Below are 20,706 nucleotides of genomic sequence, written 5' to 3'. Positions count from 1 at the left end.
CCAGCAAAAGTCATGCTAACACGACCGTGTTAGCATGGTGGGGTGCCGAGACTCATCGACCACAACCAGAGGCAGCAGGAGATCGCCGAGGCGGTGTGGCGGGTGATCCAGCGCGACGGCATCGGTGCGGTGTCCGTCCGTGACGTGGCCGCCGAGGCCGGAATCTCGAGCGGCTCACTGCGGCACGTCTTCGCCAGCAAGGCCGAACTTCTCGCCTACTCCATGCGACTCGTCGCGACGCGGGTCCGCGAACGAGCGCAGGCACACGCGACGATCGCCGACCCGTGGCAGCGTGCGCTGGCCGTGCTGGACGAGGCGCTCCCCCTCGACGATCGCCGGCGCTGCGAAATGGAAGTGAACCTGGCCCTGGTCGCCGAGAGTCCCGCCCATCCGATGCTGAAGGAGATCGCTCTCGACGCCCAGCGGCAACTCCGCGGTGCGTGCGCGGCGATCCTGACCGGCCTCGCCCAACGGGGGTTGATCGCGCCCGGCCTCGACGTCGACGCCGAGGCAATGCGCCTGCACGCCCTCGTCGATGGTGCTGCGATGCACGTACTGCTCGGCGACACCGACACCCCGGACACCGCGCAGCGCATGATCGCCGAGCATCTCCGCGGTCTGGCCTGACCAGCGGGACGTGCGGTGCCCACGCGCCGATCGCGGGCGCGCTCGCTACCGGTCGTCGGCGGTGAGGGCGAGCCCGATGGTGCCCGTCTTCCCACGCCGCAGGAGGCTGCCTTTCATCGTGAGCCAGCCGAGGATGCCGTACTTGCGGGCGATCACGTCGCGCGTGTGATCGGTGTCCGCGGCGTCGAGGATGACGGCGCGCGCGGGAACCTCGGGGCCCTTCGGCTTACCTCGCGCATCGCACGCGGCCACCGTCACCTCCGGATTGCGGCGGATCCGCTTGACCTTGTAGGAGTCGGTGACCGTCCACATCAGCAGACGGTCACCGTCGGCGGCAGCCCACAGCGGCGTCGCTACCGGGGTGCCGTCTTTCCGAAACGTGGTGAGCAGGACATACTTCGCGGACGACACCCGATCGAATTCTGTGGTCACCCGGCCCATGCTAGACCGAAGCCGGTCAGTCTCCTTCGAGTTCGCCTTCGGTTTCGAGGTAGACCTGCCGCAGTCCGTCGAGGGTCTGCTGCTCGGGGTGCTCCCACATGTCGCGCTCGGCCGCCTCGAGGAGGCGTTCGGCTATGCCGTGCAGGGCCCACGGATTGGACTGTTCCATGAACTTGCGGTTCTGCTCGTCGAGCACATAGGACTCGGCGAGTTTCTCGTACATCCAGTCGGCGACGACGTTGGTGGTGGCGTCGTAGCCGAACAGGTAGTCGACGGTGGCCGCCATCTCGAACGCGCCCTTGTAGCCGTGCCGGCGCATCGCCTCGAGCCACCGCGGGTTCACGACGCGCGCGCGGAACACCCGGGACGTCTCCTCCGACAGGGTCCGGGTGCGCACCGATTCCGGCCGGGTGCTGTCGCCGATGTAGGCCTCGGGCGACTTCCCGGTGAGCGCCCGCACGGTCGCGACCATGCCGCCGTGGTACTGGAAGTAGTCGTCGGCGTCGGCGATGTCGTGCTCGCGGGTGTCGGTGTTCTTGGCCGCCACGGTGATTCGCCGGTACGCCGTCCGCATGTCGTCGGCGGCTGGGGCGCCGTCGAGTCCGCGGCCGTACGCGAAGCCACCCCACGTGGTGTACACGTCGGCGAGGTCGGCGTCGCCGCGCCAGCTCTTGGAGTCGATCAGCTGCAGTAGTCCGGCCCCGTAGGTGCCCGGCTTCGAGCCGAAGATGCGGGTGGTCGCGCGCCGTTCGTCGCCGTGCTCCGCGATATCCGCTTGCGCATGGGCGCGCACGAAGTTGCTCTCCGCCGGTTCGTCCAGGGCGGCGACGAGCCGGACGGCGTCGTCGAGCAGCGCCAGCACATGCGGGAACGCGTCCCGGAAGAAGCCACTGATCCGGACCGTGACGTCGATGCGCGGGCGGCCCAGTTCCGCGAGGTCGATCACCTCGAGGTTCACCACGCGGCGGCTCGCCTCGTCCCATACCGGGCGGACGCCGAGGAGCGCGAACACCTCGGCGATGTCGTCGCCGGACGTGCGCATCGCGGACGTGCCCCACACGGACAGTCCCACCGACCGCGGCCACTCCCCGTGATCGGACTTGTAGCGGTCCAGCAGCGATTCGGCCATCGCCTGACCGGTCTCCCAGGCGAGCCGGGACGGCACGGCCTTCGGGTCGACGGAGTAGAAGTTCCGGCCCGTCGGGAGCACGTTGATCAGGCCGCGCAGGGGGGAACCGCTCGGACCGGCGGCGATGAATCCGCCGTCGAGTGCGTGCAGCACCTGGGCGATCTCGTTGTCGGTCTCCCGCAGTCGGGGCACCACCTCGGTGGCGGCGAACCGCAGAATCTTCGCGACCGTGGCGTCGCCGGTGAGGGTGTCGGCGGCGTCCGGATTCCAGTCGGCGTCGTGCATGCCCCGCACCAGCGCGTGCGCCTGCTGCTCGATCTCGTCCACGCGGGTGCGGGATTCGTCGCCGTCCTCGCTGAGGCCGAGCGCCTCGCGGAGTCCGGGCACGTTCTGCTCGCCGCCCCACATCTGCCGGGCACGCAGCATGGCGAGTACCAGTTCGACCTCGGCGTCGTCGCGCGGCGCCTCGCCGAGAACGTGGAGGCCGTCGCGGATCTGGACGTCCTTGATCTCGCACAGCCAGCCGTCGACGTGCAGCAGCATGTCGTCGAACACGTCCTCCTCGGGACGTTCCTCGAGCCCGAGGTCGTGATCCATCTTGGCGGCGCGCATCAGCGTCCAGATCTGCTGGCGGATGGCAGGCAGCTTGGACGGGTCGAGCGCGGAGATGTTCGAGTGCTCGTCGAGGAGTTGCTCGAGCCGCGAGATGTCGCCGTAACTCTCGGCGCGGGCCATCGGCGGGATCAGGTGATCGACGAGGGTCGCGTGGGCGCGGCGCTTGGCCTGCGTGCCCTCCCCCGGGTCGTTGACGAGGAACGGGTAGATCAGCGGCAGGTCGCCGAGCGCGGCGTCGGTGCCGCACGACGCGGACATGCCGAGCGTCTTCCCCGGCAGCCATTCGAGGTTGCCGTGCTTGCCGAGGTGGACGACGGCGTCGGCGCCGAAACCACCGGCGGCGGCGTCCGCCGCGATCCACCGGTAGGCGGCGAGGTAGTGGTGGCTCGGCGGCAGGTCGGGGTCGTGGTAGATCGCGACCGGCTTCTCCCCGAATCCCCGCGGCGGCTGCACCATCAGCACGAGATTGCCGAACTGCATTGCGGCGATGACGATTTCACCGGCAGGGTCCTGGGAGCGATCGACATACAGCTCGCCCGGGGCGGGGCCCCAGTGTTCCTCGACACCCTCGCGCAGTTCGGCGGGCAGCGCCGAGAACCACTCGCGGTAACGGGCGGCGGAGATCCGGATCGGGTTTTCCTCGAGTTGCTCGTCGGTCAGCCAGTCCGGGTCCTGGCCGCCGGCGGCGATGAGGGCGTGGATCAGCGCGTCGCCGTCCCGGGCGGCGAGGCCGGGGACGGCGTCGGGCCCGTCCGCGGGGCCCAGGTCGTATCCGGCGGCCCGCATCTCGGTGAGCAACCGGATGGCGCTGGCCGGGGTGTCGAGGCCGACGGCGTTGCCGATGCGGGCGTGCTTCGTCGGGTACGCCGACAGCATCAGGGCGATCCGGCGCTCCTGAGCGGGGATGTGCCGGAGCCGGGCGTGCCGGACGGCGATGCCCGCGACCCGGGAGGCGCGTTCGGCGTCGGGAACGTAGGTGGACAGCCCGTCGGCGTCGATCTCCTTGAACGAGAACGGCACCGTGATGAGGCGGCCGTCGAATTCGGGGACCGCGACCTGGGTGGCGACGTCGAGCGGCGACAGCCCGTCGTCGTTGGACTCCCACGACTCCCGGCTGCTGGTCAGGCACAGCCCCTGCAGGATCGGCACGTCCAGCGCGGCCAGCGCGGCCACATCCCAGGCCTCGTCGTCGCCACCGGCCGAGACGCCGGCCGGCTTGGTGCCGCCGGCGGCGAGCACGGTGACGACCATCGCGTCCGCGCGGCGCAGCGTCGTCAGCAGCTCCGGCTCGGCGGTGCGCAGTGACGCGCAGAAGATCGGCAGCGGTGTGCCGCCCGCCGCCTCGACGGCGTCGCACAGCGCCTCGATGTAGCGGGTGTTCCCGGCCAGGTGCTGGGCGCGGTAGTAGAGAACGGCGATGGTGGGGCGGTCCGGTGCGACGGCGGGGGCGAACGGCGCGACCCCCCAGCTCGGCAGGTGCACCGGCGCCTCGAAACCGTGGCCGGTCAGCAGCACGGTGTCCGACAGGAAGTGGTGCAGCTGGGCGAGGTTGTCGGCGCCGCCCTCGGCGAGATAGTTGTGTGCCTCCGCCGACACACCGGCGGTGACGGTCGAGCACTCCATCAGCTCGGCGTCCGGTGCGTGCTCGCCGCCGAGAACCACCACGGGCAGTCCGCTGGCCAGGACCGCGTCGAGGCCCTCCGCCCACGCCCGCTTACCGCCGAGGATGCGCACGACGACCAGGTCGGCGCCGTCGAGCAGTCCCGGCAGGTCCTCCTCGACCAGCAGCCGGGCCGGGTTCGCCCAGCGGTAGTCCGCCCCGCTGGCGCGTGCGCTGAGCAGGTCGGTGTCGGAGGTGGAGAGCAGCAGGATCACGTGTGGAGCCTTCCTGGGGGTGTCGCGCCCCGTGGCAGTGGTTCTGTGCGGAACCGCCGGTCGGAGGACGGCAGGTGAGGGTCTGGCTCGCCCACCGGGTTCGGCGAGCTCACAGTGGCGCGACCGCACCGGATTTTCACCGGTTTCCTCTCCTGCCGTCGCAAGTGCTGGTGATGCTACCCGGGCCCGCACGTAACCTGGGACCATGGTCGACTCCCGTTCCCGCCCCGATGCGTGCCCCGGCGCGCTGCAGGTCCACCAGGCCGCCGACGGTGCGCTCGCCCGGGTCCGCCTCCCCGGAGGTGTGCTGACCTCTCCCCAGCTGCAGACGCTCGCGGAGTCGGCCCGCGACCTCGGGAACGGCGAGATCGAACTGACGTCCCGGGGCAACGCGCAACTGCGGGCGGTGGGTGACCCACGGGAGTTCGCCCGGCGCCTCGCCGAGGTGGGCCTTCTGCCGTCGGAGACGCACGAGCGGGTGCGCAACATCCTCGTCTCGCCGCTGACCGGCCGGATCGGTGGTCTCGCGGATCTGCGGGATCTGGTCGACGACCTCGACCGGACGTTGTGCGCGGACTCCGCGCTGGCGGAACTGCCCGGCCGCACCCTGTTCACCCTCGACGACGGTCGCGGCGACGTCTCGGCGCTCGGCGGCGACTTCGGCGTCCATGCGGTGAGCGAGACGGAGGTGGCCCTGGTCCTTGCCGGGCGGGACAGCGGCGCCCGGATCACGAGGACGGAGACGGTGTCCGTGCTGCTCGACGCCGCGCGTGTCTTCCTGGAACTGCGTGATCGGCACTGGCGGCTGTCCGAGATCGCCGACGGGGTCGACCGGACACTGGCGGCGCTCGCCCTCACCCCGACCGCGGAACCGGTGCGCGGGTTCGACGAGCATCGGCCACCCATCGGGTGGCTGGACCAACCGGACGGCAACGTGACGCTCGGTGGCGGTCTGGCGTTCGGGATCCTCGACGCCCGGTTGGCGGAGTTCCTCGCCGCGGTCGAGAGGCCGGTGATCGTCACGCCGTGGAAGTCGGTGCTGCTGTGCGGCCTCGACGAGTGGTCCGCCGAGCAGGTGGTGCGCGTCCTCGCCCCGATGGGCCTGATCTTCGACGAGAATTCTCCCTGGCTGAACGTCAGTGCGTGCACCGGGCAACCCGGTTGCGAGAAGGCACTCGCCGATGTCCGCTCCGACGCACGGGACGCCGTCGCGAGCGGTGAACTCCCGGTGGCGGGGCGGCAGCACTGGTCGGGCTGCGAACGCTGCTGCGGACGGCCGAAGGGTGCGGTCGCCGACGTCGTCGCGACCGAGACGGGTTACCGGGTGGAGGAGCCGTGAACACGGTCCCTCTATCGTGAGCGGATGATCGAGTACATCCGAGACGGCGCGGAGATCTACCGCCAGTCCTTCGCCACGATCCGCGCCGAGGCGGATCTCAGTGCCTTTCCCGAGGGCGTCTCGCAGGCCGTTGTCCGCATGATCCACGCGAGCGGTCAGGTCAATCTCGTGGACGACGTCGCGTTCACCCCCGGTGTCGTGAAGGCTGCCCGCGCGGCGCTGGCGGGCGGCGCCCCGATCCTGTGCGACGCGCAGATGGTGGCCGCCGGCGTCACTCGCAAGCGGCTCCCGGCGGACAACGAGGTGCTCTGCACGCTGCGTGATCCGCGGGTGCCGGTGCTGGCGGAACAGATCGGGAACACCCGCTCGGCGGCCGCGCTCGAATTGTGGGGCAGCAAACTGGAGGGGGCCGTCGTCGCGATCGGCAACGCCCCGACCGCCCTGTTCTACCTGCTGGACATGATCGAGTCCGGCGCACCGCGACCCGCCGCGATCGTCGGCGGTCCCGTCGGTTTCATCGGGGCGGCGGAATCGAAGGAAGCGTTGATCGAGCATCCCAGCGGACTCGACTATCTGGTGGTCCGCGGCCGCCGCGGCGGCAGCGCCATCACGGCGGCGGCCCTGAATGCGATTGCGAGCGAGGTCGAATGAGCTCCGAACAGCGGGTGACCGGGAAACTGTGGGGCGTCGGTATCGGACCGGGTGACCCGGAACTGGTGACCGTCAAGGCCGCGAGGGTGATCGCCGAGGCAGACGTGGTGGCGTTCCACAGCGCCCGGCACGGGAAGAGCATCTCCCGCGCGGTGGCGGCGCCGTATCTGCGGGAGGGCCAGATCGAGGAGCACCTCGTCTATCCGGTCACCACCGAGACCGTCGACCATCCCGGCGGCTATCAGGGTGCGATGGACGAATTCTACGAAGACGCGTCAGGACGGCTCGCCGCCCATCTCGAGGCCGGGCGTTCGGTGGCGCTGCTCGCCGCCGGCGATCCGCTGTTCTACAGCTCGTACATGCACATGCACAAGAGGCTGGCGCAGCGCTTCGACGCCGAGGTGATTCCCGGGGTCACGTCGATCAGCGCCGCCTCGGCCGCGCTGGCGATGCCGCTCGTCGAGGGCGAGGAAATCCTCACCGTCCTCCCCGGCACCCTCCCGCAGGGCGAACTGACCCGCCGGCTGCGTGAGACCGATGCCGCCGCGATCCTGAAACTCGGGCGTACCTACCCGGCCGTCCGGCAGGCGCTGAAGGACTCCGGGCGCATCGACGAGACGTGGTACGTCGAGCGGGCCAGCACCACCCGGCAGAAGATCGACGCCGCCGACGACGTCTCGGACGGAGACGTCCCGTACTTCTCGATCGCCATCGTGCCGAGCCCGTCGAACACCCGCCGCGGCGACGCGCCGCCTGCGGGCGAACTCGTCGTCGTGGGGCTCGGACCCGGTGATCAGGCGTGGACCACACCGGAAGTGCAGCACGAACTGTCGCTGGCCACCGACCTCGTCGGCTACGGCCCCTACATCGACCGGGTCCCCGAACGTCCGGGACAGCGCCGCCACTCCAGCGACAACCGGGTCGAGGCCGAGCGCGCCGCGATGGCACTCGACCTCGCGAAGAACGGGGCCCGCGTCGCCGTCGTGTCGTCGGGTGATCCGGGCGTGTTCGCGATGGCGGCCGCCGTCCTCGAAGTCGCGGCCGAAGAACAGTGGCGCGGCGTTCCGGTCCGGGTGCTGCCCGGGATGACGGCCGCGAACGCCGTGGCGAGCCGGGTCGGCGCTCCCCTCGGGCACGACTACGCCGTCCTGTCGCTGTCGGACCGGCTCAAGCCGTGGGACGTGGTGGCGCAGCGCATCTCGGCGGTGGCGAGCGCCGACATGGCCTTCGCCGTCTACAACCCCGCGTCGAAGTCACGCACCTGGCAGGTCGCGGCGATGCGTGATCTCGTTCTCGAGCACCGCTCCCCCGACACCCCGGTGATCATCGGCCGCGACGTGGCCGGCGCGCAGGAGTCGGTGCGGGTCGTGCGGCTCGCCGACCTCGACCCGGCCGAGATCGACATGCGCTGCCTGCTCATCGTGGGCTCCTCGATGACGACCGTCGTCGAGAACGTGCACGGGACGAGAGTGTTCACACCCCGTCGCTATCCGGGCTGAGGTTCCGGTCAGTCGAGTCGCCCGGAGCGGAGTTCGGTCACCGCGATCCGGGCGGCGTGCCCGATCGCGGCATCGACGACGGGCAGGACCGGGTCTGCTCGGGCGGCCCGGGTGAACACCGCGACGGCGACGGGGATCTCACCGGGAAACGTCACAACGGCGACCTCGTTGCGGATGGCGCCGATGGTTCCGGTCTTGCCGGCCACGTCCACGTCGGAGTACGGGAACCCGGAACGGATGCGGTGCTGCCACACCTGGGCAGACATCGCCTGCCGGACGAACGCGGCGTGCGGCCCGGGCACCGCCCTGCCCGTCCAGATCGCATCGAGCAACGTGGTCATGTCCCGTGGAGTGGTCGCGCTCGCATACGACGGGTCGTAGGCGGACACGGTCCACGCCTCGTCGTTGTCGGCGAGTGCGGCGAATGCTTCGGCGGTGGTGTGCGCGTGGGCGTCGATCACCAGGCTGCTGTGCGCATCCGCGGCGCCGCCGATGACGCGAGTGCTCGTGAGACCGAGATCGGACAGCACCCGCTCGACGCTCTCGAGTCCCACTCGGCCCAGAACCAGGTCCGCGGCTGCGTTGTCGGACACGGTCATCATCGACAGCGCGAGATCCCGCCAGCTCAGCACGATCGGGTCACGGAACGTCGACACCCCGGTGGGTCCCGGGGTGCAGTCGGCCGGGGTGACCCGGACGGTCGCGGTCGGCGACAGTTCCCCGGAATCGAAAGCGCGGCAGAGGGATACGAACAGCGGGAGTTTGTAGACCGACGCCAGCACCACCAGATCGTCCGCGCCGACCGCGATGTCACCCGCGCTCCCGTCCGGGGTTCCGACACGGCGGGCGTGCAACCATCCGATGCACCCGGCGTCGGCGAAGACGTCGCGGATCCGCTTCTCCGCCGACGGCGTCATCGATCGGCCTTGAACAACACCCGGTCGAGGGCGGCGGCGGACGCCGCGACGTCGGAGCCGGAGCGCCACACGACACGCAGGCGCAGCGCGAGCTCGTCACGCAGCAGATCGACCCAGGCCACCCCCGGCATCACCGTGGGTGCCGTCGTCGTCACGCCGAAATGCCCACCGGCGGAAACGTGGGTGAGGAGTTCCCGCGGTCCCGGTGCGACCACGATGTCGGGGTCCAGACCCCGGGCCCGCCACAGGTCGACGAGCAGGTCGTGTGCCGGCGGATTGTCCGACCGCGGGCCGGTGGCCAGTGTCAGCCCGCGAAGCATCCGCACCTGGGCCTTCTTGGCGGTCGCCACCGGATGGTCGTCCGGCACCACCACCCACCGCCGGAGTTTCAGCACCGGTCCGCTGTCGAGACCGGTCAGCAGGGCGGGATGTTCGACCACAGCGACGTCGAGACTGCCCGCCCGGACGGCGTCGACGAGTTCGGTGGTGGGCGCCGTGGTCGTCACGACCCGGGTGCCGCGGGCCTCGTCCGCGTCCCGCAGCACACGAACACACCGCACCACGACCCCGTCGGCCACCGAGTGCGGGACACCCCAGCGCACCACCGCATCTCGGCCACCCGCGATGCGCTGCGCCTCGTCCTCGAATCTCGCCGCGTCGGCGACGAGAAGCCGCGCCCGCGGAAGCAATTGGCGTCCGGCGTCGGTGAGCCCGACACCGCGAGCACCGCGCTGAACCAGTTCGGTGCCGAGTCGCTGTTCGAGCCGCCGCACTCCCTGCGACAGCGGTGGCTGGGTCATCCCGAGTCGCTGTGCCGCGTTGCCGAAGTGTCCCTCTTCCGCAACGGCGACAAAGAAACTCAGGTGGCGGAGCAGATCCATGGCGATCATTCAACCAGTTCCGGCCGGCCGCACCGGACGACGCGGCCAATTCCCGTGCACAAAACGGGGACCTGAACTGGGGTGATAGCGCACCCGACTCACCGCGACGACGGATGCGTCTTTGCGCTATGAGCGGGGGCACCCGACATTGGGTCCATGCTCACACACCGAAACCACCCGAAACGCAGGCGCATCGGCCGTCGCGGCTTCTGCGCTCTGGCTCTGGCGTTGCCCGTGCTGGCCGGCGCGTGCACGGCCACGGCGGAACAAGCCCCTCCCACGCCATCGGTGGCGACGGCCCCCGACCTTCAGTCGCTCGACGCGAAGATCGACGCCCTGGAGGCGCGATACTCCACCCGGATCGGCGTGGCGGCGGTCAATCCCGCGACCGGCGAGGTCTACAGCCACCGGGGCGACGAACGGTTCGCGATGTGCTCGACGTTCAAGGCCTACGCGTCCGCCGCGATTCTGCGCAAGGTCGAGGACGGATCGACGTCACTCGACGACACCGTCGTCGTCGAGCCCGGCGACCTCGTCGAGAATTCGCCGGTCACCGCCGCCGCGGTCGGGACCCCGATGACCCTGGGGCAGATCGCCGAAGCGGCGCTGACGCAGAGCGACAATACCGCCGGAAACTACCTGCTCCGCGAGATCGGCGGGCCGCAGGCGATCACCGCCCTCGCCCGCGACGTCGGCGACGAGAGCACCCGATTGGATCGGTGGGAAACCGAACTCAACACCGCATTCCGCGGCGACCCGCGCGACACGACGACACCGGACGGACTCGCACAGGGTGTGCGGGCACTGCTCCTGGAAGACGCCCTCGATGCGGCGAGCCGCGATCGCCTTCTCGACTGGATGCGGTCGAGCAAGACCTCGGACAAGCGCATGCGCGCCGGTCTGCCGCCCGGATGGACTGCCGCCGACAAGACCGGTGGCGGCGGTTTCGGCACCGCCAACGACGCCGGTGTCGTGTGGAGTCCGCAGGGCGACCCGATCGTGCTCACCATCCTCACCGACAGCCTGACCGATCAGGAAGATGCGCAGGGAAACAACCAGGCGATCGCCGACAGCACCGCCGCCGTCATCGCCGGGTTGGCCACGCCGTGAGCCACCGGTGCAGGGTGGTCGCCGGCGCGACCGGCGCGTCGAACTGGATCAGATGCCCGGCGTCGTCCCTCCCCCGCACGACCGGCCCGGCCCTCGTCCGTCGACCACGGCGCCGTCAGCAGGTCCATTTGGCCGGGGGTCAGGCCGCGGTGGGACGCGCCCGCGATGTGGGCCTCGAGGGCGCCGCGGTGCACGGCCGCCGGTTGCGCCGCGAACACGTCGGCGTTGCCGGCGACCAGCCTGAACTAGTCCGAGCCCTACGGGCGCAGGGCCACCACGTCGACGAGCGCCAGAGAGGCGTACCGCGCGCCGTGGACCAGGTGGGCTCGGAGCGAGACGGCACCCCCGTAGTCGTGCGCCACGACGTGCGGTGCGTCGACGTTCCGGTACCGGAGGAGATCGGCGAGCAGTTCGCCCTGCACACCGAGGTCGACGGGGTGACCCGGCCTGGTCCGGGCGCCCTACATCAACTCGCGTCCCGTGGCCTGCAATTCCAGATAGTCGCGGACCAGCAGGTGCGACCCCGGTGTGGAGGCTGCGGTCCACGGACTGTGCTGGGGAAACACGGGCGCCATCGATTCGGGAATCTCCTCACGGCACCTGATGACCGCGCGCAGTTGCGGCGTCAGCGAGTTCCACCACGCGTCCAGTGCGCTCCTGCACCGGGCGAGGTACTCCGAGACCGGACCCTGGAGCATCGCCATCTGCGGCAGCGAATCGGCTCCCGCCGTGATGCTGGCGACGCATGCCTGCCCGCAGACGGTCATGACCTGCCCGATGAACTGCGGCGGCATGATGCCCTCCGGATTTCCGAGAAGGGCGAGGCGCGCGCCATCGGAGAGGGCCTCATACGCCTTCTCCGGGTCGACTGCCGTGTCACCCACGAGTCGAACTTACCCGGCCGTCAGCATCCGCTCCGGGGAACCGCGTTAACTCCTCGGTACGACCTGACACGTATCGGCGAATCAGCTCCGGAGCGTCCTGATTCTCACGCATCATGGGATCGTGTCCGGCGATCACCGAACGAGATCCAGCACCGGCCGCACACTGGCGGTCGTTCCGCCGGGAGCGGGCGCCGCCGCGATGTCGTGCGGGATCGTGTCGGTGGCGCTGCACCTCGCGGACTTCGAGACGTTCTCCCGGCTGTGGTTCGCCGTCGGCGTAGCCGTCTGGCTGCTCCTGGTCGTGGTGTTCGTCGGCCGCCTGACCGGCGATCGCGCGCGGTGGATCGACGAGGCGGACACCCCGCCGGCACTCACCGGGGTCGCGGCGACCAGTGTGCTCGGCACCCGGTGCGCGCTGCTCGGGTGGGAACCGGTCGCGGTGGTGGCGCTGGTGATCACGGTTGCGGCGTGGATCGTGTTGATGCCCGCCGTGATTCGGCACTGGGTGTCGCCGACGGTCGGGGTGCATTTCCTGCTGTGCGTCGCCACGCAGGCAATCGCGGTGCTGGGTGCGACGGTGGCCGCCGCGGCGACCGCGTGGTGGCTTGCGACGGCGGCGCTGGCGATGTTCGGGCTGGGGCTCGGCTTCTACGTGGCCGTCCTGGTCCGTTTCTCCTTCGCGCAGCTCCGGGTGGGCGCGGGCGATCACTGGGTGTTCGCGGGCGGTCTCGCGATCAGCGCCCTGGCGGCGGGCAAGCTCGCGGCCGCCGCAGTGGTCGTCGAGTGGCCGAGCGTGCTGCACCGCTCCCTGCAGGTCGTCGCCGTGGTGATCATCGGGATTTCGCTCGCCTGCTACGCCGTGCTGGTGGTGTGCGAGATCCGCTGGCCGCGGGTGCGGTACGACGTCCGGCGGTGGTCGACGGCGTTCCCGATGGGCATGACGTCGGCCGCGGCGCTCACCGACGCGGCCGCGGCGGGAGCGGCGTGGCTGCGTCCGGTCGGCGCCGTCTTGGTGTGGCCCGCGGTGATTCTGTGCGCGATCCTGCTGGTCGCGTCCGTTCGGCACGTGCAGTCGGCGGCCCGCGCCTGATTCCGATGCCGCGGGCTGCGGATCACCAGCCGCGGCGGCGGGGTTCCGAGCCGATCAGCTCACCGGTGCGGGCGACGTCGCGGCTGCGGTAGACGATGTACGGGCGGAACAGATAGGCCACGGGCGCGCTGAAGGCATGCACGAGCCGGGTGAACGGCCACAACGCGAACAGGGTGAGCGCGATCGCGACGTGAATGTGGAAGGCGAGCGACGCCTGCGCCATGAGGTCGCCGCGGGGTTGCAGGATCCAGATCGACCGGAACCACGGTGACACCGTCTCGCGGTAATTGCTCTCCTCACCGACGACGCCGGTTCCGAGCAGGGTCGTGGCGAGTCCGGCGATGATCGCCGCGAGCAGGACGGCGTACATCAGCTTGTCGTTCCAGGTGGTGGCCGTGAACACCGGTCCCCGGGTGCGTCGGCGGTACACCAGGATCAGGGCGCCGGTCAGCGTCGCGACACCGGCGACGCCACCGAGCACGAGGGCCTGGACGTGATAGGCGTCCTCGCTCATCCCGATCGCGTCGGTCCACGACTGCGGAATCAGAAGTCCGATGACGTGCCCCACGATCACGACGAGGATCCCGAAGTGGAACAGCGGGCTGCCGATCCGCAGGAGCCGGTGTTCGTAGAGTTGCGAGGACCGGGTGGTCCACCCGAACTTGTCGTAGCGGTACCGCCACCACGTGCCGACCACGAAGATCGCCAGGGTCACGTACGGCACGATGTCCCAGAAGAGTTCACCGGCGGCCATGTCAGTGCGCTCCGTCGCGGCGGGGTGGAACCGTCAGGGTGAACGGTTCGAGCCCGACCGCCTCGGCGGGCGGACCGGCGGTCGCGAGTTGCCGGGCACGGACCGCGTCCTGATCGGAGGCGGCGGGCAGGGTCGCGCACACCGCACCCAGGACGGGTGCGTACGGCGAACCCGACCCGGCGAGCGCGGCACACAGCATGTCGAGGGGAACCCGGTGCGCCGACAGCAGTCCCGCACCCGCGGCGGCGTCGACGAGCGCGGCGAACTCGAGCACCACGGACAGGTGATCGGCCGATTCGTCTCTCGGCGGTTCCACCCCCGCGCGCCGGTAGGCGTCGGCGAAGGCCAGGATCTCGCGGCCGCGGTTGCGGGTGTCGCCCGCCGTCCAGTACGTGAGGTACAGCGTGGTGCGGCGGCCCAGATCGAACGTGTCGACGTACTCGGCCGCGGCCGTGTAGGGGTCCGTCTCGCCGAGGAACCGGTGGGTCTGCGCGAGTGCGTCGCGGGCACCGTGCGGCAGGTGCCCGAGAATCTCGGCGACGACCCGGAGCCGCTCCGGCAGGCCGTCGTCCGGATACGCGAGCAGCAGGGCCGCCGCATGCCACACGAGCCTGTCGTCGGTCCGGTCGCGCCGACGCCGGAACAGACTGGTCACGGTCGATCACTCCGCTCGGGGAACATGCCGGCCGGGGAGCCCTTGCCGTCCCAGTTCAGCAGGTTCACCCGCGACGGGTGGCTCGCGCCCGCGGAGATCGCGTCGGTGGTCTGCCGTTCGCGCAGCGCGTGGAACGTCTCGACCGCCACCGGAACGGGTCCGCCGCTGGCCTCACCGAACGGTCCGGACCCGTGCATGCCCGGCCCGCCGTCGAAGTCCAGTGCGCATTCCGTGGCGGTCTCCTCGAGCCGATGCCCGTCGGCGGCGTACGCGGTGGGAATGACATAGCGTTCGTCGTATTTCGCGAGGGCCAGCAGGCGGTACATCTGGTAGATCTGTTCCTCCGTCATCCCCACCGCTTCCGGGATGTGGGCCTGCGGTTCGCGGCCGAGGTTGATGTCGCGCATGTACGACCGCATGGCGGCGAGGCGCCGCAGGACGCCGTCCACGACGGCGGTGTCGCCTGCGGTGAACAGGCCGGCCAGGTACTCGACCGGAATCCGCAAAGATTCCAGTGCGCCGAACAGGTTTCCGACGTCCTCGCCGTCGTGACCGTCGCGGCTGACGGCATCGACCACGGGAGACAGCGGCGGCACGTACCAGACCATCGGCATCGTCCGGAATTCCGGGTGCAGCGGCAACGCGACCCGGCAGTCCTTGATCAGGGCATGGACCGGTGAATTCTGGGCCGCCTCGATCCATTCGTCCGAGATCCCCTCGGCCCGCGCACCCTCGACGACGGCGGGATCGCGAGGGTCGAGCAGGAGGTCGAGTTGCGCCTCGTAGAGATCGGTGTCGTTCGGCGCCGATGCGGCGGCGAGAACCTTGTCGACGTCGTAGAAGAGCAGCCCGATGTAGCGCAGGCGCCCGACGCAAGTCTCCGCGCACACGGTCGGCAGCCCCACCTCGACCCTCGGATAGCAGAAGGTGCACTTCTCGGCCTTGCCGGTCTTGTGGTTGAAATACACCTTCTTGTAGGGGCATCCGGACACGCACATCCGCCAGCCGCGGCACTTGTCCTGGTCGACGAGCACGATGCCGTCCTCGGACCGCTTGTACATCGCACCCGACGGGCACGAGGCGACGCACGACGGATTGAGACAGTGCTCGCAGATGCGCGGCAGGTAGAACATGAACGTCTCTTCGAGTTCGAGTCTGACCTTCTCGCTGACCTGCTTCAGGACCGGGTCGCCGGGAAGGATCTCGGGTGAGCCCGCGAGGTCGTCGTCCCAATTGGCCGACCACGTCACCTTCATCGGCCGGCCGCTGATCAGGCTGCGTGGCGCGGCGACCGGCATGTGCTCACCGAGCGGTGCCCGGGTGAGGTTCTCGTAGTCGTAGGTCCAGGGTTCGTAGTAGTCGTCGATGGACGGCATCTTCGGGTTCGAGAAGATCCGCGACAGTTTCTTCAGCCTGCCGCCGTCGCGCAGGCGCAGCCGTTCCTTCTTGTCCCGCACCCATCCGCCGCGCCATTTCTCCTGGTCCTCGTAGGTGCGCGGATAACCCTGGCCGGGCCTGGTCTCGACGTTGTTGAACCACACGTACTCGGTGCCGGAGCGGTTGGTCCACGCCTGCTTGCACGTCACCGAACACGTGTGGCAGCCGATGCACTTGTCGAGATTCATCACCATCGCGAGCTGAGCCATGACACGCATCAGTACGTCACCTCCTGCGAGCGGCGGCGGACCACCGTCACCTCGTCGCGCTGGTTTCCGGTGGGGCCGAGATAGTTGAACGCGTACGACATCTGCGCGTAGCCGCCGGCGAGATGAGACGGTTTGATCAGCAGCCGGGTCAGCGAATTGTGGATGCCGCCACGCTGTCCGGTGGTCTCGGTGAGTGGCACGTCGATGGTGCGTTCCTGGGCGTGGTAGACGTAGACGACGCCGTCGGGCATGCGGTGCGAGACGATCGCGCGGCACACCACCACACCGTTGCGGTTGACGGCCTCCACCCAGTCGTTGTCCCGCACCTCGATCTTCGCCGCGTCGTTCGGGCTCATCCACAGGGTGGGCCCGCCCCGGGACAGCGACAGCATGAACAGGTTGTCCTGGTACTCGGAGTGGATCGACCATTTCGAGTGTGGTGTCAGGTAGCGCACGCTCAGCCCGATCCCCTGCCGATCGCCGAGTGCGGGTTCACCGAACAGCCGGGCCATGTCGAGTGGTGGGCGGTAGATGGGGAGCTGCTCCCCCAGTTCCTCGATCCAGTCGTGGTCGAGAAAGAAGTGCATGCGCCCGGTGAGCGTGTGGAACGGTTTCAGTTCCTCGATGTTCACCGTGAACGGCGCGTACCGGCGACCGCCGGTCTCGCTTCCCGACCATTCCGGGCTGGTGATCACGGGAACGGGCCGGGCCTGCGTGTCCGCGAACGTGATCCGCCGCTCCTCGCTGCCCCCGGCCAGGTGCGCGAGCGGTCGGCCGGTCCGCTTCTCCAGTTCACGAAATCCCTCGACGGCGAGCCTGCCGTTGGACGTGCCCGACAACGCGAGGATGGTCTCGGCCATCTTCTCCGCGGTGTCCAGCGCGGGCCGGCCGGCGGCGACACCCGAGTCGAGGACGCCGTGCCGGGCCGCGAGCTCCCCGACCTCGCGGTCCGGATGCGTCGTGACACCCTTGGTGGTGAGTCCCGCCCGCTCGACGAGGGGACCCAGGGCAGCCCACTTCTCGGCGACGGCGGGATAGTCGCGTTCGACCACCACCAGCGGTCCCATCGTGCGGCCGGGGACGGGCGTCTCGCCTCGTGCGCGCCAATCCTGTTCGCGCCCTCCCCGATACGCCATCGCGCCCGGAGTGTCGTGTTGCAACGTGCCCAGCACGACGTCGCGGCGTACGCCGAGGTGCCGCCGCGCCAGCACGCTGAACGCTCTCGCCACCGCCCCGAAGGCGTCGAAGTCCGAACGCGTTTCCCACGGCGGGTCGATCGCCGGCGAGAAGGCATGCAGGTACGGGTGCATGTCGGTACTCGACAGATCGGACTTCTCGTACCAGGTTGCGGCGGGGAGGACGACGTCCGACAGCAACGTGGTGGACGTCATCCGGAAGTCGACGGACATCAGCAGGTCGAGTTTGCCCTCCGGAATGTCGTCACGCCACGTCACGTCGTCGGGGCGGAGATGCTCGGCCGCCGGTTCGGCCTGCAGATTCGACGACGTGCCGAGGAGGTGCCGGAGAAAGTATTCGTTGCCCTTGCTCGACGAGCCGAGCAGGTTCGCCCGCCACACGCTCAGCACGCGCGGCCAGTTCCGGGGATCGTCCGGGTCGGTGAGCGCGAATTTCAGTTCACCCGAGGCGAGTTCGCTCGTGACGTGCTCGACAACGTCGCGGCCGCGGGCCTCCGCCTCGTCGGCGAGGTCGAGGCTGGAGCGGTCGAACTGGGGGTAGAACGGCGTCCACCCCATCGACACCGCCGAGGTCATCACGTCCATCGTGTGCCGACCGCGGAAGTTTCCCCGCCCGGTCGGGCTGGCGAGGGCGTCGGCGCGGTATCCGTCGTACCGCCACTGGTCGGTGTGGACGTACCAGTAGGACGTTCCCGCCATCTGGCGCGGCGGGCGATGCCAGTCGGTTCCCATCGCGACCGTCGCCCATCCCGTGACGGGCCGGCACTTCTCCTGCCCGACGTAGTGCGCCCAGCCGCCGCCGTTGCGGCCCATCGAACCGGTGAGCAGCAGCAGGGCGAGGACTGCCCGGTACGTGGCGTCGCCGTGGAACCACTGGCAGATCCCGGCGCCCATGATGATCATCGAACGCCCGCCCGAGTCGACGGCGTTGGTCGCGAACTCGCGGGCGATCCGGATCACCTGTGTCGCAGCGACACCGGTGATCGACTCCTGCCAGGCCGGTGTGTACGGGCTGCTCGCGTCGTCGAAACCGCCGGGCCATTCGCCGGGAAGTCCCGGGCGCGCGACGCCGTACTGGGCGAGCAGCAGATCGAAGACGGTGCACACCCGCAGATCGCCGAGGCGGCGGACCGGCACGCCGCGCACCAGTGTCTCACCGCGACCGTCCGGGGTGTCGAACCGCGGCAGGTGCACGGCGGCCGTCTCGCCGTCGGGTGCGGCCACGGTCAGTGCGGGGACGACGTCACCGAGGTCGAGGTTCCATTTCCCCATTCCCTCGTCGCCGTACCGGAATCCGAGCGAACCGTGTGGCACCACCACCTCGCCGGTTGCACCGTCCACCAGCACCGGTTTGAATGCGGCGTTCTCGCTCGACTCACCGAGATCCGCGGCGGTGACGTTCTTTCCCGGCACGAGTCGGCCGCCGCGTTCCTCGAGCGCGACGAGGAACGGCAGGTCCGTGAACTGCCGGACGTAGTCGACGAAGAACGGTTCCCGCCGCGTCACGAAGAATTCCGACAGGATCACGTGCCCCATCGCCATCGCCATCGCACCGTCCGTACCGGCGGCGCAGGGCATCCACTCGTCGGCGAACTTCGTGTTGTCGGCGTAGTCGGGGCTGACCGACACGACCTTCGTGCCGCGGTATCGCACCTCGGCCATCCAATGCGCGTCGGGTGTCCGGGTGACCGGGACGTTGGAACCCCACATCATCAGGTAGGACGCGTCCCACCAGTCCCCGGACTCCGGAACGTCGGTCTGGTCGCCGAACACCTGTGGCGAGGCGACCGGCAGATCGGCGTACCAGTCGTAGAACGAGGTCATGACACCACCGAGAAGTTCGATGAACCGTGACCCCGCGGCGAACGAGACCATCGACATCGCGGGGATCGGCGAAAATCCGGCGACGCGGTCGGGTCCGTACGTCTTGATCGTGTGCACGTGGGCCGCGGCGATCATCTCGGTGGCCTCGGCCCACGACACCCGCACGAGCCCGCCCTTGCCGCGGGCCTGCTGGTACTTCCTGCGCCGCGCCGGGTCGGCCTGGATGTCGGCCCACGCGTCCACCGGATCACCGAGCCGGTTCTTCGCCTCCCGGTACATTTCGACGAGGATCCCGCGCGCGTAGGGGTACCGCACCCGGGTCGGCGAATACGTGTACCAGGAGAACGCCGCCCCGCGCGGGCAGCCGCGCGGCTCGTACTCGGGGCGGTCGGGCCCCACCGACGGATAGTCGGTCTCCTGGGTCTCCCACGTGATGATCCCGTCCTTGACGTAGATCTTCCACGAACACGACCCCGTGCAATTCACCCCGTGTGTGGACCGCACGATCTTGTCGTGGCTCCAGCGGTCCCGGTAGAAGACGTCACCCTCGCGCCCACCCTCCCGGGTGACGGTGCGCCGGTCGTCCGAGAACACGCCCGGCGTGAAGAACCGCCCTCCCCTGAGCAGAGCCTCCTCCACCGGACCACCGGTGTGCGCATCCACCACGTTCTCCTCCAGATCGAGCGAACCGACATCAGCCGGGCGAAACCGAGGGATCACACCCATGGAACCGCACCTGTCGGGGCGCTCGTGGCGATTCGCGCGAAACCGACATCCGCACGCGAGGGCCGGGTAGTTCAGTCGGTGATGCCGCACCGGACCCAGTACTGGCCCCGCCAGATCACGTTGTACAGATTCCACGGCGCAACGTCGTAGGTGTCCCACGGCTGACCGACGTGGGCGGTCCATTCCGGAATCCGGCCACAGCAGATCCGGTGACCGAACGCGGCGAAGAGGGCATTGCAGAGTGCAGCACGCATCAGGTTTCTCCTGACTCGGGGCGGCCCCGGACCGGGGCTAGCCTTGGTGCTTGCTGCGCATACGGGCACAGTACCGGTTCCGGGCCGGGACCGGGCGGGTGCTCTAGCCGGACGCGGACGTATTCAGTGCCACCGCGGCGTGAATCAGCGCCGTCAGCGCCTGCTCGTCGATCTCGTCGCCCTCGTGGAAGTCGATGGCGCGCCTGGTGTTGCCTTCGAGGCTGGAGTTGAAGAGGCCGGAGGGGTCGTCCAGCGACGCGCCCTTGGCGAAGGTGATCTTGACCGCCTTCTTGTACGTCTCACCGGTGCAGATCATTCCGTCGTGGTACCACACCGGGACCCCGCGCCACTTCCACTCCTCGACCACGTCGGGATCGACGTGCTTGACGAGAGCGCGAATCCGAGCGAGCGTCTCACCGCGCCAGTCACCCAGCTCGGCGATTCTCGCGTCGATCAGCCGAGAGGGTGAGTCTTCTCCGTTGCCTTCGTCAGATCCGCTCTGCCTCTTCGCCATTGCCAGTCACTCTCGTCGTGGTTGTCATCACTTCCCGTCCCCCGAGTATCCTCGCCGGTCGCCGCGAGTGCAGTACAGG

General features: G+C 69.6%; 18 protein-coding genes and 1 riboswitch. Of the genes, 6 read left to right on the top strand and 12 right to left on the bottom strand.

The features are described from left to right. Nucleotides 1-42 precede the first annotated feature (42 nt). A complete protein-coding gene (locus tag ACFTWF_RS16125) occupies nt 43-627 on the top strand; it encodes a TetR/AcrR family transcriptional regulator (protein ID WP_378462202.1) in 585 nt (194 codons plus the stop codon). Between the two features lie 45 nt (nt 628-672). On the opposite strand, the gene ACFTWF_RS16120 is transcribed toward ACFTWF_RS16125, so the two are convergent. Together ACFTWF_RS16120 and cobN are read right to left on the bottom strand one after the other, a co-directional pair. Beyond that, nucleotides 673-1,068, bottom strand: a complete 396-nt coding sequence (locus ACFTWF_RS16120) for a PPOX class F420-dependent oxidoreductase (protein ID WP_141469883.1) — start codon at nt 1,066-1,068, stop codon at nt 673-675. A gap of 16 nt (nt 1,069-1,084) precedes the next feature. Then, nucleotides 1,085-4,687, bottom strand: coding sequence for a cobaltochelatase subunit CobN (cobN, locus tag ACFTWF_RS16115; RefSeq protein ID WP_378462201.1), 3,603 nt, complete (start codon nt 4,685-4,687; stop codon nt 1,085-1,087). A 55-nt stretch (nt 4,688-4,742) separates the two neighbouring features. Next, nucleotides 4,743-4,892: riboswitch (cobalamin riboswitch) on the bottom strand. Between cobN and cobG the strand changes: the two genes are divergently transcribed. Genes cobG through cobJ form a run of 3 tightly spaced genes read left to right on the top strand, consistent with a single transcriptional unit; the run spans nt 4,893 to nt 8,176 of the window. Next, nucleotides 4,893-6,026 carry a precorrin-3B synthase gene (gene cobG / locus ACFTWF_RS16110; protein ID WP_378462200.1) on the top strand — a complete coding sequence of 378 codons (1,134 nt, stop codon included), beginning with the start codon at nt 4,893-4,895 and terminating at the stop codon, nt 6,024-6,026. A gap of 24 nt (nt 6,027-6,050) precedes the next feature. Next, nucleotides 6,051-6,677, top strand: a complete 627-nt coding sequence (locus ACFTWF_RS16105; protein ID WP_378462199.1) for a precorrin-8X methylmutase — start codon at nt 6,051-6,053, stop codon at nt 6,675-6,677. Beyond that, nucleotides 6,674-8,176: a precorrin-3B C(17)-methyltransferase gene (gene cobJ / locus ACFTWF_RS16100; protein WP_378462198.1), complete on the top strand. Its 1,503-nt coding sequence runs from the start codon at nt 6,674-6,676 to the stop codon at nt 8,174-8,176. The genes ACFTWF_RS16105 and cobJ overlap by 4 nt, the downstream gene beginning before the upstream one ends. A gap of 8 nt (nt 8,177-8,184) precedes the next feature. Here cobJ and ACFTWF_RS16095 read toward each other — a convergent pair whose 3' ends face one another. Together ACFTWF_RS16095 and ACFTWF_RS16090 are read right to left on the bottom strand one after the other, a co-directional pair. Then, the gene (locus tag ACFTWF_RS16095) at nt 8,185-9,093 is read right to left on the bottom strand and encodes a serine hydrolase (protein ID WP_378462197.1); all 909 of its coding nucleotides are present in this window, start codon (nt 9,091-9,093) and stop codon (nt 8,185-8,187) included. Next, nucleotides 9,090-9,983 carry a LysR family transcriptional regulator gene (locus ACFTWF_RS16090; RefSeq protein WP_378462196.1) on the bottom strand — a complete coding sequence of 298 codons (894 nt, stop codon included), beginning with the start codon at nt 9,981-9,983 and terminating at the stop codon, nt 9,090-9,092. The genes ACFTWF_RS16095 and ACFTWF_RS16090 overlap by 4 nt, the downstream gene beginning before the upstream one ends. 147 nt (nt 9,984-10,130) lie before the next feature. On the opposite strand from ACFTWF_RS16090, the gene bla reads away from it, so the two are divergent. Beyond that, the gene (gene bla / locus ACFTWF_RS16085; RefSeq protein ID WP_378462195.1) at nt 10,131-11,084 is read left to right on the top strand and encodes a class A beta-lactamase; all 954 of its coding nucleotides are present in this window, start codon (nt 10,131-10,133) and stop codon (nt 11,082-11,084) included. A gap of 257 nt (nt 11,085-11,341) precedes the next feature. Here bla and ACFTWF_RS16080 read toward each other — a convergent pair whose 3' ends face one another. Both ACFTWF_RS16080 and ACFTWF_RS16075 read right to left on the bottom strand, forming a co-directional pair. Further along, nucleotides 11,342-11,506, bottom strand: a complete 165-nt coding sequence (locus tag ACFTWF_RS16080; RefSeq protein WP_378462194.1) for an alpha/beta fold hydrolase — start codon at nt 11,504-11,506, stop codon at nt 11,342-11,344. Between the two features lie 39 nt (nt 11,507-11,545). Further along, nucleotides 11,546-11,968 (bottom strand): hypothetical protein, encoded by a 423-nt coding sequence (locus ACFTWF_RS16075; RefSeq protein WP_378462193.1) that lies wholly within the window; start codon nt 11,966-11,968, stop codon nt 11,546-11,548. Nucleotides 11,969-12,089: 121 nt separating this feature from the next. On the opposite strand from ACFTWF_RS16075, the gene ACFTWF_RS16070 reads away from it, so the two are divergent. After that, entirely contained in the window at nt 12,090-13,058 is a 969-nt protein-coding gene (locus tag ACFTWF_RS16070; RefSeq protein WP_378462192.1) for a tellurite resistance/C4-dicarboxylate transporter family protein, read from the top strand. A 22-nt stretch (nt 13,059-13,080) separates the two neighbouring features. On the opposite strand, the gene narI is transcribed toward ACFTWF_RS16070, so the two are convergent. The 6 genes from narI to ACFTWF_RS16040 all read right to left on the bottom strand — a co-directional run bounded on the left by narI (nt 13,081) and on the right by ACFTWF_RS16040 (nt 20,627). Next, a complete protein-coding gene (narI, locus tag ACFTWF_RS16065) occupies nt 13,081-13,812 on the bottom strand; it encodes a respiratory nitrate reductase subunit gamma (protein ID WP_378462191.1) in 732 nt (243 codons plus the stop codon). A gap of 1 nt (nt 13,813) precedes the next feature. Then, nucleotides 13,814-14,467 (bottom strand): nitrate reductase molybdenum cofactor assembly chaperone, encoded by a 654-nt coding sequence (gene narJ, locus ACFTWF_RS16060; RefSeq protein ID WP_378462190.1) that lies wholly within the window; start codon nt 14,465-14,467, stop codon nt 13,814-13,816. Continuing rightward, entirely contained in the window at nt 14,464-16,122 is a 1,659-nt protein-coding gene (gene narH / locus ACFTWF_RS16055) for a nitrate reductase subunit beta (protein ID WP_378462189.1), read from the bottom strand. The genes narJ and narH overlap by 4 nt, the downstream gene beginning before the upstream one ends. Next, entirely contained in the window at nt 16,122-19,799 is a 3,678-nt protein-coding gene (locus ACFTWF_RS16050) for a nitrate reductase subunit alpha (protein WP_378462365.1), read from the bottom strand. The genes narH and ACFTWF_RS16050 overlap by 1 nt, the downstream gene beginning before the upstream one ends. 131 nt (nt 19,800-19,930) lie before the next feature. Further along, complete coding sequence (locus tag ACFTWF_RS16045) at nt 19,931-20,113, bottom strand: hypothetical protein (protein ID WP_185723991.1); 183 nt, start codon at nt 20,111-20,113, stop codon at nt 19,931-19,933. A gap of 103 nt (nt 20,114-20,216) precedes the next feature. Continuing rightward, nucleotides 20,217-20,627: a DUF1801 domain-containing protein gene (locus ACFTWF_RS16040; RefSeq protein WP_378462188.1), complete on the bottom strand. Its 411-nt coding sequence runs from the start codon at nt 20,625-20,627 to the stop codon at nt 20,217-20,219. Nucleotides 20,628-20,706 lie beyond the last annotated feature (79 nt).

Origin of the sequence: Rhodococcus sp. NPDC056960 (assembly GCF_042674125.1) — a bacterium.
Classification (GTDB): domain Bacteria; phylum Actinomycetota; class Actinomycetes; order Mycobacteriales; family Mycobacteriaceae; genus Rhodococcus_F.
Note: the sequence above shows the minus strand (reverse complement) of the source record. Positions and strands in the feature narration are given on the sequence as shown.

What these genes read in the sequence shown, in the direction of transcription:
- ACFTWF_RS16120 (WP_141469883.1), bottom strand. Translation starts at nt 1,068, where the DNA reads ATGGGCCGGGTGACCACAGAATTCGATCGGGTGTCGTCCGCGAAGTAT.
- cobG (WP_378462200.1), top strand. Translation starts at nt 4,893, where the DNA reads ATGGTCGACTCCCGTTCCCGCCCCGATGCGTGCCCCGGCGCGCTGCAG.
- ACFTWF_RS16105 (WP_378462199.1), top strand. Translation starts at nt 6,051, where the DNA reads ATGATCGAGTACATCCGAGACGGCGCGGAGATCTACCGCCAGTCCTTC.
- cobJ (WP_378462198.1), top strand. Translation starts at nt 6,674, where the DNA reads ATGAGCTCCGAACAGCGGGTGACCGGGAAACTGTGGGGCGTCGGTATC.
- ACFTWF_RS16095 (WP_378462197.1), bottom strand. Translation starts at nt 9,093, where the DNA reads ATGACGCCGTCGGCGGAGAAGCGGATCCGCGACGTCTTCGCCGACGCC.
- ACFTWF_RS16090 (WP_378462196.1), bottom strand. Translation starts at nt 9,983, where the DNA reads ATGATCGCCATGGATCTGCTCCGCCACCTGAGTTTCTTTGTCGCCGTT.
- bla (WP_378462195.1), top strand. Translation starts at nt 10,131, where the DNA reads ATGCTCACACACCGAAACCACCCGAAACGCAGGCGCATCGGCCGTCGC.
- narI (WP_378462191.1), bottom strand. Translation starts at nt 13,812, where the DNA reads ATGGCCGCCGGTGAACTCTTCTGGGACATCGTGCCGTACGTGACCCTG.
- narH (WP_378462189.1), bottom strand. Translation starts at nt 16,122, where the DNA reads ATGCGTGTCATGGCTCAGCTCGCGATGGTGATGAATCTCGACAAGTGC.
- ACFTWF_RS16045 (WP_185723991.1), bottom strand. Translation starts at nt 20,113, where the DNA reads ATGCGTGCTGCACTCTGCAATGCCCTCTTCGCCGCGTTCGGTCACCGG.
- ACFTWF_RS16040 (WP_378462188.1), bottom strand. Translation starts at nt 20,627, where the DNA reads ATGGCGAAGAGGCAGAGCGGATCTGACGAAGGCAACGGAGAAGACTCA.